Source organism: Microcoleus sp. CAWBG27 (assembly GCF_020883145.1).
Classification (GTDB): domain Bacteria; phylum Cyanobacteriota; class Cyanobacteriia; order Cyanobacteriales; family Microcoleaceae; genus Microcoleus.
In genome coordinates, this window is the sequence record NZ_JAHREU010000074.1 from 1 (window position 1) to 14,680 (window position 14,680).

The 14,680-nt window shown below is 47.9% G+C and carries 8 protein-coding genes and 1 pseudogene; 6 read left to right on the forward strand and 3 right to left on the reverse strand.

Translation table 11 applies throughout. From position 1 onward, the window contains the following. Nucleotides 1-73: 73 nt before the first annotated feature. Genes QZ938_RS27980 through QZ938_RS27990 form a run of 3 tightly spaced genes read right to left on the reverse strand, consistent with a single transcriptional unit; the run spans nucleotide 74 to nucleotide 2,234 of the window. Nucleotides 74-535 (reverse strand): hypothetical protein, encoded by a 462-nt coding sequence (locus QZ938_RS27980; RefSeq protein ID WP_293354942.1) that lies wholly within the window; start codon nucleotides 533-535, stop codon nucleotides 74-76. A 36-nt stretch (nucleotides 536-571) separates the two neighbouring features. After that, the gene (gene fmt / locus QZ938_RS27985; protein ID WP_293354939.1) at nucleotides 572-1,579 is read right to left on the reverse strand and encodes a methionyl-tRNA formyltransferase; all 1,008 of its coding nucleotides are present in this window, start codon (nucleotides 1,577-1,579) and stop codon (nucleotides 572-574) included. A gap of 37 nt (nucleotides 1,580-1,616) precedes the next feature. Next, a complete protein-coding gene (locus tag QZ938_RS27990) occupies nucleotides 1,617-2,234 on the reverse strand; it encodes a Uma2 family endonuclease (RefSeq protein ID WP_363318909.1) in 618 nt (205 codons plus the stop codon). A 1,062-nt stretch (nucleotides 2,235-3,296) separates the two neighbouring features. Here QZ938_RS27990 and QZ938_RS27995 point away from each other — a divergent pair. From QZ938_RS27995 to QZ938_RS28020, 6 genes and pseudogenes are all read left to right on the forward strand, one after another. Next, nucleotides 3,297-4,579: pseudogene (locus QZ938_RS27995) on the forward strand (ABC transporter substrate-binding protein). A gap of 816 nt (nucleotides 4,580-5,395) precedes the next feature. Beyond that, nucleotides 5,396-7,876 carry an MASE1 domain-containing protein gene (locus QZ938_RS28000; RefSeq protein ID WP_293354936.1) on the forward strand — a complete coding sequence of 827 codons (2,481 nt, stop codon included), beginning with the start codon at nucleotides 5,396-5,398 and terminating at the stop codon, nucleotides 7,874-7,876. Between the two features lie 554 nt (nucleotides 7,877-8,430). Further along, nucleotides 8,431-12,096 (forward strand): response regulator, encoded by a 3,666-nt coding sequence (locus tag QZ938_RS28005; protein WP_293354933.1) that lies wholly within the window; start codon nucleotides 8,431-8,433, stop codon nucleotides 12,094-12,096. Beyond that, nucleotides 12,089-12,463, forward strand: coding sequence for a response regulator (locus QZ938_RS28010; protein ID WP_293151805.1), 375 nt, complete (start codon nucleotides 12,089-12,091; stop codon nucleotides 12,461-12,463). The genes QZ938_RS28005 and QZ938_RS28010 overlap by 8 nt, the downstream gene beginning before the upstream one ends. 695 nt (nucleotides 12,464-13,158) lie before the next feature. After that, entirely contained in the window at nucleotides 13,159-13,533 is a 375-nt protein-coding gene (locus QZ938_RS28015) for a response regulator (RefSeq protein ID WP_293151691.1), read from the forward strand. Continuing rightward, the gene (locus tag QZ938_RS28020) at nucleotides 13,530-14,588 is read left to right on the forward strand and encodes an adenylate/guanylate cyclase domain-containing protein (RefSeq protein WP_293354927.1); all 1,059 of its coding nucleotides are present in this window, start codon (nucleotides 13,530-13,532) and stop codon (nucleotides 14,586-14,588) included. The genes QZ938_RS28015 and QZ938_RS28020 overlap by 4 nt, the downstream gene beginning before the upstream one ends. The last annotated feature ends 92 nt before the right edge of the window (nucleotides 14,589-14,680 follow it).

Genomic DNA, 14,680 nt, shown 5'->3' on the forward strand with positions numbered 1-14,680 from the left:
TTCTATCGCTTTCGCCTGGTTTACTGAACCATGTAACTGTAGTTAATTAGATCGTGTCTTCTCTGTTTAATCATCATGAGTAAGTGTCAGTAACATTGTACCTCATCTTTCTGAGAAAGGCTATATGCGGATCTCTACATAAAAATATTACGTGGCAGTTGGTAGGTGCTAATAGAGGATCGTCTTCCACATAGTCTAGGTGAAAATGTTCACCTTTTTGACTATTTTCATGGAAATAGCTTAGTAATGACATACCCAGCTTATGAAAAACAGATTTAGAACCTTCAAAGACCAAATTTTTATTGTTTAGGTAAATTTTGATTAAATCTAATCTTTCTGGATTTTTTATCGGAGACAACTTCATTGAAATAGTTTCCAGGTTTTCAGCATAAAACTCTGACTTTATTTTTTCCGCAGGAAGCTTCAAATCTTCACTGATGCTTTCCCAAAGTTCTCCCTGTTCGATAATACCTCGTGGTGAATCAGATATTTCTATTTCTGGTCTGTCCCAGTTGCCATCACATAAAATATACACAGTTTGCCTCCAGATCAAGTAATCTGTTGTTGTAATTCACGAATCAACTTTCCCAAAAACCTCACCCGCAGCCAACCGAGTACCATTGGCAAAGTCCACGCCTGACTGAACTTTTTTACCAGCCAACTGCACCTCCCGCAATAATAGCAAACCATCGCCTGTTTGGACGATCGCCCCAAAGCCCTTCACAACCTTCACAACCTCCCCATTTGCGCCCGACAACTGCGATAAAACTGGCCATTCCCGTTCCAAAACCCTCAACTCCGGCGGTAATTGCAGCCAATATTCCGGGCCCACCGGCACAGTTGCGATTACTTTCAGGGAATTGCCGCGAAAAGTCGTAGTGCAATCTGGGAAAAAACCCCTAACTTGATTGTGAAGGGCGATCGCACTTTTCGACCAATCCAGCACAAAATCAGTACCCTTAATCATCGGCGCATAAGTCGCCTCATCCTCATGCTGAACAACCGGTTTAATTTCCCCATCCCTCAATTTTATCAAAGTTTCCACCAACAAATCCGCTCCCAGTTCCGCCAACCTGTCGCCCAAAGAATCAGCATTATCCAACAGCGTAATTCCCGCAAAAGCCTTCAAAAGCATCGCCCCAGTATCCATGCCAGCATCCATCAGCATAGTAGTAATTCCAGTAGCCTTTTCCCCATTAAAAAGACACCGCTGAATCGGCGCCGCCCCCCGATACTTCGGCAAAATTGAACCGTGAACATTAACGCAAGCCAAACTAGGAATATCCAGAATTTCCTGAGACAGAATCTGCCCGTAAGCCACCACCACAAACACATCAGCCTCCGCTTCCCGCAACTTAGCAACCGTTTCCGCATCCTTCTTAATTCGGCGCGGCTGCCAAACCGGAAGACTGTGATTTAAAGCCACATCTTTTACAGGTGAAGGCATCAATTTATTCCCCCTTCCCCGGCGCTTATCCGGCTGAGTCACCACACCCACAACCTCAAATTCTGGATGACTCAGCAAACTGGATAAAGTAGCAACAGCAAATTCAGGAGTGCCAAAAAAAACAATTTTCATAGATTTTTAGTTAGTTTTTATAATCATAACAGCAAAACTACGCCATTAACTCATCAACAGCCACGCTAAAACCGGGCAACACAAGCTGAGTCTTCGCCACTTCACCAGGCTTAAATAAAATTGCCTCACCTTGAGTAATTACTAACACCCAACTACTCTTTGGAAATAGCAGCCAAACTTCCAAACAACCAGACTCTAAATACTCCTGTGCTTTTGCAAAAACATCATCAGCAAAATCGTTAGGCGAAACAATCTCAGCTAGCAGCGGAAAACTCTGCGGCAAAACTGAAAACTCTCCAACTTGCGCCAACAGTTCAGGAGTAATGTAAGATACATCAGGTATCCGGCCCTTTTTCAGAGTTTGACAAGTGACTTCCACATAAACCTCGCCCCCTTGAGCGCTTGAGATCATGTAACTTCTCCAGTAATAATCGAGCTTTGATTGAATGCGGCGAGTCTTTGCAGTCATTCCCGGTTTCCCTACTACTTCTCCATTGACAAATTCTACAGGATGTTTGACTATCACTTTACCGTCTGCCCACTCCGTCCCGTCAGGAGGATTTTGCATCCATTCTTCCAAAGTCAAATCTAACTGTTCTACACTAAAAGTTGTCATCTGACTCACCAATTTTACTGGCCATGTCGATTTTATCATATAGCGCTTCTCAGAAAGACGAGGTACGTTGTTGGGCTTTAGCCCTCTTAGTTGAACTGGTTATGTAAGGTATCAGTCATACCTCATCTTTTTGAGAAAGGCTATATCTGCCAAAACATGAAAAAATCCTTGAATATGCGGCAGCTAGTCAGTCGCAGCTTGTTGGCAGATATCGCACAACCACAGTTGACAGTTGACAGTTGACAGTTGACAGTTGACAGTTAACCTAGAACGAAGAGGATTGGAGTAATGAATAGTCCGATCTTAATTTATCCCTCGAAGGCGGGCGGGCTTTCAACCAATTCTTTCTGGTAATATATTCATCACGAACAAGTCCGCCAATGGCTATTAACCGAATTACCGGATTCGAGCGCGTCGAAAAGCCTGACTTAGCAAAATATCGATCGCACCTGACAGCAATTCCTTGCGATCGGATCTGCCCGCAAGATACACTATAGCCTTTCTCAAAAAGATGAGGTACTCATGGGCATAGGGCATAGGGCATGGGGCATAGGGCATAGGGCATAGGGCATAGGGCATAGGGCATACATCACTTTTTTGACAACCACTATAGGAGGCGGATCTTTCACAATTTTGTTTCAAAATACCTCCAAAGGAGAGACAAATCAACTCCCCCAGACTTCTTCGATTTAACCAGTTTCACCCACCTCTCACGCCCGAAGATTGAGTCTGAAGCCTCCCCCTAAACTGGGGAAATCAAACAAAATGATTCATGGCTTCAATCCTCTTCTATCGACGGAAAAAGATAAGGTACGTTGTTGGGCTTCAGCCCTATACGTTTAAGTGGTTATATTAGCTGTTAGTTATACCTCATCTTTTTGAGAAAAGCTATAGCTGTCAACTATCAACTATCAACCGTCAACTATCAACTATCAACTATCAACTATCAACTATCAACTATCAACTATCAACTGTCAACTATCAACTGTCAACTGTCAACTGTCAACTGATGAACGCGTCCATCTGCGCTTGCCCAAAAAAATTCTTCCCTCTAAGTACAACTAAAAAATGATTTTATCAAAACTTCTCAAAGCACTTAAAATGCAAGTCAAACGAGTTGCCTGCATTTTACTTGCCTTAAATCTACTGCTGTTAAGCGGCTGTCAAAATATTCCCAAAAATAGCGATAAAATTAAGCTCACACTGTGGCACGGCATCAATCCCCCGCCCAATCGCGACGTATTTAAAACCCTCACCGACAAATTCAACCAAACGCATCCCCACATCCAAGTAGAACAAATTTACATCGGCCAGCCCGACCAAAAACTGCCAAAAATCCTCACCTCAATAGTAGGAAATGCACCGCCAGATTTGCTGTGGAATACTGCCACAATGGCCGGCAAACTAGCAGAACTGCAAGCAATTAAACCGCTAGAAAACTGGCTCGAAAAATCCCCCATCAAAGGCGAAATCGACCCCTCACTGTTCGAGTCAATGGAACTCGGCGGACACACTTGGTCAATTCCCCTCGCCACCAACAATACCGGAATATTTTACCGTCCCAGCTTGTTTGCAGCAGCAGGAATTAAACAAGTGCCGCAGAATTGGCAAGAATTAAAGCAAACAGCCCGATCGCTCACAAGAGACACCAACGGAGACGGACGCACAGATCGACACGGCATAGTGATCCCCCTAGGCAAAGGAGAATGGACAGTATTCACCTGGCTGCCATTCATGTTCAGCGCAGGCGGCGAACTCGTGAGAGAGACATCTCAAACTCCCGTACCCCAAATAGACAATCCGGGTTCTCTCGCCGCCTTGGAATTGTGGAAGGACTTGCTAACAGAAGGTTCAGGAATACTGTCAGCACCCGAGCGCGGTTATGAACTAGAGAACTTCATCGCCGGTAAAGTCGCAATGCAAATCACCGGGCCGTGGACTCTAGCACAATTGCAGCAAAGTGCGATCGACTACGCAGTGATGCCTATACCCGCCCTCAAACGCTCCGCCACTGTTGTTGGGGTGAAAACCTATTTTTAATGAAAACCTCGCCAGAACGCGAAAAAGCAGCCCTTGAATTCCTAGAATACGTTCTTGGCGAAGAATTCCAAACAGCCTGGGCCTTGGGTACAGGTTACTTACCAATTAACTTAAAATCGAGAGAGAGCCGAACTTATCAAAGTTTTGTGAAAAAAAATCCTGTTTTGGGAGTATTTTTAGAACAAATGAACTCAGCCCGATCGCGCCCAATTATCTCTGGTTACTCTCGCCTGTCAGAAAATCTTGGCCGTGCCATAGAAGCAACTCTTCTCGGCCGCAACCCCCAAGACGCTCTTAAAGAAGCTCAAGACCGTTTGACATTAACTTTAGATATTGCCAGGTAGAGATTGGGCATGGGCCATGGGGCATGGGGCATTGGTCATTGGTCATGGGTGATTAGTCATTAGTCATTAGTCATTGGTGATTGGTCATTAGTCATTAGTAATCGGTAATCTGTAATCGGTAATTGACTTTCAACTGTCAACTGTCAACTGTCAAGCGAATTATCATTAGTCATTGGTCATTGGTCATGAATAAGACAAATGGCAATTAATTCACGACATTCGACGATCGCTCTCTGGCAAGAATCCCTAAAAAATAGAAAATGTTTTTTTGAGGTAAATTCTCCGCTTTCACTGTATGCAACGACAGCCTTGAAGGCTCGATTAACTAGATTAATTGGTTGAAAATTTTGTGAAAATCATTCCAACCTGCACTTACAATCAGAAACCGAGTTGCTTGCCCCGCACTTACCTGAAAGCTCAGATGTTGCGCGGGAGTTATCGGTTCGTTAGATATTATTGATGGCGGTGCAAGATGTTAGAGTGAATAGAGTTGCGATCGCCCGACACGAACAGACACCCGCAGTCGCTCGGTATAAATATTTAGCAAAAACCAAAAATTAACAAACCGAATGCTTAGCCATCACAGATATATTGGCAAACAAGGGATGCTCCCGAAATTTATGCCCAGATCCTATCCGCCGCACAGCCCAAAAAACCGCAACCTCAAAGGCGCCACAAAAGTTATCTCAACAAGTTCTTCGCTTAGCTACCACCCATGACCTACGATCGCCTAACAGACAGATTTTTCCTACCCCGTGCCTGTCCCGTGCTACCTACTGATACCAAAACCAGCATCCACCTTTTCCCTAAACGACAATGCAGAAAAAGTTCTTTAACGCAATCAAAGGACATTCCTGGCGGTACTTCTTCGCAGTAGGGGCGATCGCCCTGATCTACTATTTGGCATCGCAATTCGCCATTGCCACCCTCACCCTGAGTTCAGAAATTTACCCCATGTGGCCAGCAGCAGGAATTGCTCAAGTCGCTCTGCTGCTGTTTGGGCGGCAACTGTGGCCGGGAATTGCGATCGGCGCCTTCCTGTTCATCATGACCGCACCGGCGGCCAGCATCGGCACTGCTTTGATCTCAGCGGGTGCCAGAGCCCTGCAAGCGTGGACGGGAACTTATCTGCTACAGCGCATTAACTTTAGCGCCGGACTCGATCGACTCAAAGACGTTTTAGGAATAGTCGGACTAGCAGCCTTAGCATCTACCCTAATCAACTCCACCATCGGCAGTATCATCGTGTGCGTGAGCGGTTTCTCTAGCTGGAACAATTTTGGGACGATTTGGGGGACTTGGTGGGTAGGAGACGCGATGGGAATTTTGCTCGTCGCCCCGCTGCTGCTGACATGGCACAAATTACCGAAAATCCCAACCCATCGCAAACAGATAGTTGAACGAATTATTTGGCTGCTGCTGCTGCTAGCAATCGGCTGGCTCGTCTTCTGTTCCCGCACCCGCGCGGCCTACGCTCGCTATCCCCTAGAATACTTACCATTTCCCCTAGTAGTTTGGGCTGCCTTTCGATTCGGCCAGCGCTACACAGCCCTCGCCAACTTCATCCTCTGCGGCTTTGCCATCTGGGGCATCGCCAGGGGCAGTGGCCCCTTTCTCAAACACGCCAGCAGCATCCCCCAAGCACTGTTATCCCTGCAAGCCTTCATCGCCGTCATCGCCGTTACCGGCCTAGTCTTAGCCGCCACCGTCGCCGAACGCCACCAAGCAGAAGTCTCCCTGCGCGCCAGCGAAGCCAGCCTCGCCAACGCCCAGCGCATCGCCCAGCTAGGTAACTGGGACTTAGATCGCAACACGGAGCAATTGCGTTGGTCAGAAGAAATTTATCGCATCCTGGGAGAACGCCCGGGAACTTTCGATCCCAGCCTCGAAGCCTTCTTGAAATACGTGCATCCCGAAGATAGAGAATTGGTCAAAAGGTCGATCGAAGCTGCTATATTTCAGCAACAGCCTTACAGCATCGACTACAGGCTGCTACTACCCGACGGGAGGAGCCGCACAGTCTGCGAACAAGCCGCCATCAACTCCCTCTACATCACCAGCACCGTCCAAGACATCACAGATAGAAAGCGGGCCGAAGCCGCCCTGCATTCTTCAGAAGAAAGATTTTCCAAGGCTTTTCACGCTTCTCCTGTTGGGATCGGCATCTGCACCCTCACAGACGCCCGCTTCCTCGATGCCAACGACAGCTTTTTGCGATCCTTAGGCTGGTTGCGGGAGGAATGTATCGGCCGCACCCCCACCGATTTAGGAATGTGGGTCAATTCAGAAGACGAGCGACGGCTAGCCAACGTGTTGCGGGAAGAAAATTCGATCGGCAACCAAGAAATCAAAATTCGCACCAAAGCCGGCGAAGTGCGCGACTGGCTGCTGTCAGGGGAACTCATCGACCTCGGCAGCACTCAGTGCGTTTTAATCATGACCAGCGACATCACCGAACGGTTGCGTTCCGAAGAATTCCGTCGCGCCGCATTAGCAGCCGAAACTGCCAATCGATCTAAAACCATCTTTCTCGCCAACATGAGTCACGAACTCAGAACCCCCCTCAATGCGATCATCGGCTACAGCGAACTCCTGCAAGAAGATGCCCGAGACCTCGATGCCGAAGAGTTCATCGACGACCTCCAAAAAATTAACACTGCCGGCCAGCACTTGCTAGGGCTGATTAAAGATATTCTCGACTTCACTAAAATTGAAGCAGGTCACATCGACTTGCACATCGAAACCTTCACCATTTTAAATCTGGTGCAGCAAGTTGTAGGCACGATCGCGCCGATGGCAAACAAAAATAGCAATATCTTAGAAATACAATGCCCTGAGGATATTGGCTCGATGCAGAGCGACTTAACTAAACTCCGCCAGTCCTTGCTCAACCTCCTCAGCAATGCCTCGAAGTTTACTTTCTCCGGCGCGATTAGTCTCACCGTTACCCGCTGCCCCGAAACCCCCGCCGAGGCTGCCCAGAGACGCAAAAAACAAGGAGCCTATAGAGGACTTAACCCCTTAGAAAATAGCTCGTATTCCTGGTCTGCCTCTCAAGATTGGATTGTTTTTACAGTCAAAGATACTGGTATTGGCATGAGTTCCGAACAGTTAGTCAAAATCTTCGAGCCTTTCACCCAAGCCGATTCCTCAACTACTAAGAAGTTCGGCGGCACTGGTTTGGGGCTGACGATTACTAAGAAGTTCTGCGAAATGATGGGCGGAGATATTACCGCTTCCAGCGAGTTGGAAAAAGGTTCTACTTTTACAATTCGGCTGCCAGCTATCATCAACTAAATTTTATTTTCCCGGAAAAGTATGATCGATAAGAAATTTTGTGAGTTGTTGTTGGCTGCTGCCAATTTTATTAATGACACGCTCTCGCTCCCGAAACCCGGTTGCTTCACCTGAGTCGAGCAGTCAGTCGATTTGAGACTTGAAATTTGAGATTTACTCTACAGATGAATCTGGGAGCAGGAACAGGAGTATAAAATTTTGATCTCTCCACGACAGGAGTACCTCGGACTTTATCAGTTTTTGGTGGCTCAAAAAACCTAGTTCTGGCAGAAACCGAGGTTGTCAGCGTCAGTTCACTGTGATAATATGATACAATTTTTAAGTAGGTGGCAGACATTTAGAGGATGGGTTTGTTGACGATGTAATTTTTTTAGACTAAATATAACTTAGGGCGATTTAAAAGATTTTGGATAACGCAGATGACAGCTATGGTTCTCGATAGAACCTGTGATAGAGTTAGATTGCGTATTCTTCCAGTCACTAGATAGCTGCACATATATACTATTAATTAAAAATATATACTGTAAAAAGTTGCCTACAAAGCGCCAGAAATTATGCATCCCTACCTCCAGCGCCAACTCGAACAGCTCGGTTTAGCCGGCGAGTCTCCCCCTCCCACTGCCGAGCAGTGGCAGCTATTCTTAGAGCAGGTAAGTTGTAGCTACGACGGCGCTCCCAGTCAGGAGCAACCCTCGGTACTAAAGGATTTTGCCTCTTCGTCACCATCCCCTCAAGACTCTCCAACCGCTTCAGAATTCGATCGACTGCGATCGACCGTCAACAGTTTGGGGGTGGGATTGTGTATCCTTGACGGCAAGGGGTCGATCATCTCGGTGAATCCAGCAGCCGAACGGTTGTTGGGGTGGCGAGAGTCGGAACTTGCAGGCATTTCGCTGCTAAAGCGCATTGACCCCCAGCAAAAGCAAGGCGAAAAATCCCCAGTTTTGCAGGATCGGAAACAAAAAAACCACAAAAATGAAGATGGGGCGATCGCACATACACTATCTTTACAAGAGGCGATCGCCAACCGTCAACCTTGTAGCAATTGGGACGAGGAGTTTCTATGTAGCGACGGGAAAATTTTACCAGTTTCCTATTTTTTCAATCCTGTAATTGAGGGTGGCGAAATATCAGTCTTGGTATTTTTTGAGCAGGGAGAACACCAGCAGATCTCGATGCTGCAAGCCGTTCTAGACTCAACAGATGCGGGAATTATCGCGGTTGACACCAAAGGCAATGTATGCAATTACAATCAGAAATTTGTCGAGATGTGGGGTTTGTCTCAAGTAGCAGGAAAGTTGAGCCGATCGCCCGCAGGCAATAGTGAAAAAAACATCGCCACAGAATTCCCCTTCGCTAGGGAACAATTAAAAGACCCCCAAAGATTTCTCGATCGCGCGATGCAAGTGTCGGCCCAACCAGATGCGAAAATCAGCGACTTATTAGAATTTAAAGACGGAAGAGTTATCGAATTAAATTCACTGCCATCAAAAGTTGGAGCAAACACAGTTGGCAGAATATGGAGCTTTCGAGACGTTACCGCTCGCCAAAAAATAGCAGAATCTTTCGGCGAGCGAGTAGAATTTGAGGCGTTGATTGCTACTTTGTCAACCTATGCGATCGCTGTGCCCGGAGCGGACATAGATGAAGGGTTCGATCGCACTCTCCAAGCAATCGCCCAGTTCAGCCGCTGCGACCGCAGTTACATATACTTGTTATCGGCAGACAAAACTCGCGCTCACAAAACCTACGAATGGTGCGCCGAGGGTGTTCCGACCCAAATTAAAGACCGCGCCCCCCAACAAATAGACATCGCCCAAATCCCTTGGATTGCCGAAAAGCTCGATCGCGCCGAATGCCTGCACATCAGAGAAATCCGCGAACTCCCGCCCCCAAATCAAGCCGAAATAGCTTGGTTGACAGGCCAAAATTCAGCAACATTCCTGACAAACTCCTCGGAAACAGCAACCGCTTCCGCAGGTACGATCGCACATTCGGACGAAACCAAATTAAACAAACCTCAAAAAAATCTGCGATCGCTAATCGTGATTCCCCTAATTTGCAGTGAAAACCTACTAGGATTTCTCGGATGCGACAGTTACAAACCTGCTGCGAGTCGATCGACCGAAATATCAACTCCTCTAAAAATCGTAGGAGAAATGCTCGCCCATGCCCTAGAAAGGCAGCGGGCCCAAACAGCTTTGAGAGCAGCCGAAACCAAATACCGCAGCATCTTTGAAAACGCAGTCGAAGGCATCTTCCAGACCACCCCAGACGGACGTTACCTCACCGCCAACCCAGCACTAGCGGGGATTTACGGCTACGAAACAGTCACCCAAATGGTCGGCGAACTAGCAAACATCAGCAGCCAACTTTACGTTGACTCCAACCGGCGCGCTGAGTTTATAGCCCAATTGGCCGCGCGCCACCAAGTATCAAAATTTGAATCCCAAATATACCGCCGGGACGGCAGCACGATCTGGATTTCCGAAAACGCCCGCAGCGTCTGCGACGAAAGCGGCAGCATTTTGTACTTTGAAGGCACTGTCACCGACATCACCCATCGCAAACTTGCAGAATCCGCCATGCAGTCGGCCCTAGAAGCAGCAGAATCCGCCAACAGGGCAAAAAGTACATTTCTCGCCAACATGAGCCACGAACTGCGGACGCCCCTGAATGCCATCATCGGCTACAGCGAAATGCTCCAAGAAGAAGCCGAAGACTCCGGCGATGAAACCTTCGTCCCAGATCTCGAAAAAATTCGCGGCGCAGGCAAACACCTGTTATCGATGATCGATGACATCCTAGATATCTCTAAAATTGAAGCAGGTCGAATGGATCTCTACTTAGAAAACTTCGACATTCATGCCTTGATTGAAAGTGCTGTGGAGACAGCGAAGCCGCTGGTGGAAAAAAACGGCAACACGGTAGAAGTCTACTGTCCAGAAAATCTAGATACGATGCACGCCGATATGACCAAAGTCCGGCAAGTGCTGCTGAACCTACTCAGCAACGCTGCGAAGTTCACCAAAAACGGGAAAATTGCGATCGGAGTTGAAAGAATTACCAATGAACAATTAAGAATGAAAAATCAAGAGGAATCTGCCCAAATTTTAATTTCTAACTCAGAATTTTTAAGTTTTCGCGTCACCGACACCGGCATCGGCATGACAAAAGATCAATTGCAGCGAGTTTTCCAACCTTTTACCCAAGCTGACGCCTCGACTACCAAGCAGTATGGCGGCACCGGTTTGGGACTAGCTATCAGCCAGCGCTTCTGCCAGATGATGGGCGGCAGCATTGAGGCAAGCAGCACGTTGGGCACAGGGACTACTTTCACCGTACTCTTGCCCAGCGCCATCAAAGAACCGGAAATCCCCAACAAAGTCGGCGACAGCACTAGGACTGGGGACGCACCTGCTGTCGGCACGGTGCTGGTAGTTGACGATGACCCCATCTCCCAGGATTTGATCGAGCGCGCCCTCGCTCGCCAAGGACTGCACATAGAAGTCGCAGGTAACGGCGAGGAAGCCCTCAGGCTGGCGAAGCAACTGCGGCCAGACGCCATTACCCTCGACGTGATCATGCCCGGAATGGACGGCTGGGCGGTGCTTTCCGCCCTGAAGGCAGATCCTGACCTTGCCGAAATTCCCGTAATCCTGCTATCCTTTGTTGGCAACAAAAGCCTCGGCTTTGCATTGGGCGCTTCGGACTACCTCACCAAACCAGTGGACGGCAAACGGCTGGTTGCTTTGTTGAACAAGTACCGACGCGACCAAGAAGGCGTTGCGGCTCACAGTTTGCCCTGTCAGATATTAGTTGTGGAAGATGACGATGCCACCCGCAAAATACTGCGGCGGATATTAGAAAAACAAGGCTGGGCTGTGGCGGAAGCTGACAGCGGACGCACTGCTCTCGAACAGCTAGAAGTCGATCGCCCGCAATTGATTTTGCTGGATTTGATGCTGCCAGAAATGGATGGTTTTGAGTTAATCGCCGAACTTCGCAAGTCGCATTCTGAAGATCCTATACCGATCGTCGTAATTACCGCCAAAGACCTGACGACCGCAGAAAGTCAGCAACTCAACGGCTATGTCGATCGGGTTCTGCAAAAGGGAGTCTACAGTTGCGATACTTTGCTGCGCGATGTTCGTTCTATAGTGAATGACAGGCTCGATCGCAGGTATGACTCGAAAGGCAAGGAGAACACCAATGGCTAAAATCCTGTTGGTCGAAGATAACGAAATGAACAGGGATATGCTGTCGAGGCGTCTGGCCCGCAAGGGACACGAGGTCTTTATTGCTGTGGACGGTGCTGAGGGAGTGTCGATGGCCCTCGACAAAGTACCGGATTTAATTCTGATGGATATGAGTCTACCAGTGCTCGACGGCTGGCAAGCAACCCAGCAAATTAAGGCAGCTCCTCAAACTAAAACGATCCCGGTGATTGCGCTAACGGCTCACGCAATGGCGGGCGATCGTGAAAAGTGTATCGCAGCAGGCTGCGACGACTACGACACCAAACCGGTCGAATTTCCCCGACTGTTGGGTAAGATTGAATTGCTTCTGAAAGAGGCTATGACTTGAGAGTCCCCGCCGTAAAACCGATCGGGATTCTTCAGACATTAAAGCCTTGGTAGACTTTGAGTTATAAAGGCTGTGCTTTCGCAGCCTCGCTTAGAGTCCAGTAAAACCATTTTGCTTACCAAAAAGAATAGGTTTAAAACCGCAACCCTTGTAGGGAAAAATTAAAATCAGACGATTCATTACTCCAATCGTCTTCCTTTAAGCTAGAGGTCACTCTGAAGCGGTCAACTGTCAACCAGTAATATCACGTCCGGTCGATTACCATCACAAAAACCGTTCGTAGTGTGGACTTTAGTCCGCAGTATGTTGCGGACTAAAGTCCACACTACGAACCTTAGTTATTGCAGTCAATCGATCGGACACGATATAAAAGGGTGGGCACTCAAGGCAGGGCCCCTACCAACCGTCAACCGTCAACCATCAACCGTCAACCGTCAACTGAATTTCGCGTCCGATATTCGCCGCGCCTTGTGCGTCAGCATTAATCAAATGTCCCTCTTTACTCCGATACCATCCATGCTTAAGTCGCCTACCATAAAACTGGTAAGTAGCTGGCTTATTGGCATTGCAGACAGGCAACTCATCGCCATCCCAAAAACTGGATTTAGACCTACAAGATTCTTCCTGCTCCTTTTTGCAGAAGTTCACCAAGGAACAGACAAAATCCGAGTATTTTCTGGGAAAGGAGGCAAGCAATGGCTAAAATCCTGTTGGTAGAAGATAACGAAATGAACAGGGATATGCTTTCGAGGCGCCTCGCCCGCAAAGGGTATGAGGTATCGATTGCTGTTGATGGCGCTGAGGGGGTATCGATGGCGAAGACAAAAGTACCGGATTTGATTTTGATGGATATGAGCCTGCCGGTGCTCGACGGATGGCGAGCAACGCAGCAAATTAAAGCGGATCCCGAAACTAAAATGATTCCGGTGATTGCGCTGACGGCTAACGCTATGGCGGGCGATCGTGAAAAGTGTTTGGCGGCGGGCTGCGACGATTACGACACCAAACCTGTGGAATTTCCGCGACTTTTGAGTAAAATCGAAATGCTTCTGAAAGAGGCCATGCAATGAAAACTGACGACGGCAGCGTCCTGGTTGTTGACGATAATGAGGTAAACCGCGATTTGCTGGCCCGCCGACTTCAGCGTCAAGGCCACGCGGTGACTGTTGCTGAAGATGGTCTCCAAGCTATGGCACTGATGCGTAGTGAGCCTTTTGATTTGGTACTCCTGGACATTATGATGCCACAAATGAACGGCTATCAAGTTCTGGAACATCTGAAAGCAGACGAGCAGTTGCGCCACATCCCAGTGATTATGATTTCGGCGGTGGACGATATCGACAGTATTGTCCGCTGTATTGAATTGGGGGCGGAGGATTATCTTTCTAAACCTTTCAATCCCGTATTGCTCAAGGCTCGGATTAGTGCCTGTCTGGAAAAGAAGCGGCTGCGGGATAAGGAACAAACTTATCTGCGGGAGTTGGCCGAGGAAAAGGAAAAGTCCGAGCGTTTGCTACTGAATATTTTGCCAGGCCCGATCGCGCAGCGCCTCAAAGAAGGAGAAAATACGATCGCCGACAGTTTCGCGGAAGTTACTGTCATGTTTGCCGATTTGGTTGGTTTTACCAAGCTTTCGGCTCATTTGTCGCCAGCGGAGTTGGTGGAATTGCTCAACGAGATTTTTTCAGCTTTTGACGAGTTAGCCGAGCGCTACGGACTTGAGAAAATTAAGACGATCGGCGATGCTTATATGGTGGTTGGCGGTTTGCCAAAAGTAAGCGACAACCACGCCGAAAGCATTGCAGAAATGGCGATCGACATCCTAGGAGCAATGGCGACAATCCGCACCAAGGGAGGACAGCCGCTCAGCATCCGCATCGGCATCCACACAGGCCCCGTAGAAGCCGGAGTCATCGGCACTAAAAAATTTACTTACGATTTGTGGGGAGACACAGTAAATACAGCTTCCCGGATGGAATCTCAAGGCATTCCCGGCGGCATTCAGGTGACAGTTGCCACCTACGAGCGCCTGCGGAATAAATATGTTTTTGAGGAGCGCGGCGTGATTTCTGTGAAAGGAAAAGGTGATATGATGACTTATTTGCTTGTGAGCAGAAAGAGTTAGTTGTTATTTGTTGATTGTTATTTGTTAATTGTTATTTGTTATTTGTTAATTGTCACCTCTAATAGCAACGAACAACCAACAACCAATAACTA

Bases quoted from the DNA above. Each gene is read 5' to 3' on its own strand.
- fmt (WP_293354939.1), bottom strand. From the start codon at position 1,579: ATGAAAATTGTTTTTTTTGGCACTCCTGAATTTGCTGTTGCTACTTTA.
- QZ938_RS27990 (WP_363318909.1), bottom strand. From the start codon at position 2,234: ATGATAAAATCGACATGGCCAGTAAAATTGGTGAGTCAGATGACAACT.
- QZ938_RS28000 (WP_293354936.1), top strand. From the start codon at position 5,396: ATGCAGAAAAAGTTCTTTAACGCAATCAAAGGACATTCCTGGCGGTAC.
- QZ938_RS28005 (WP_293354933.1), top strand. From the start codon at position 8,431: ATGCATCCCTACCTCCAGCGCCAACTCGAACAGCTCGGTTTAGCCGGC.
- QZ938_RS28010 (WP_293151805.1), top strand. From the start codon at position 12,089: ATGGCTAAAATCCTGTTGGTCGAAGATAACGAAATGAACAGGGATATG.
- QZ938_RS28015 (WP_293151691.1), top strand. From the start codon at position 13,159: ATGGCTAAAATCCTGTTGGTAGAAGATAACGAAATGAACAGGGATATG.
- QZ938_RS28020 (WP_293354927.1), top strand. From the start codon at position 13,530: ATGAAAACTGACGACGGCAGCGTCCTGGTTGTTGACGATAATGAGGTA.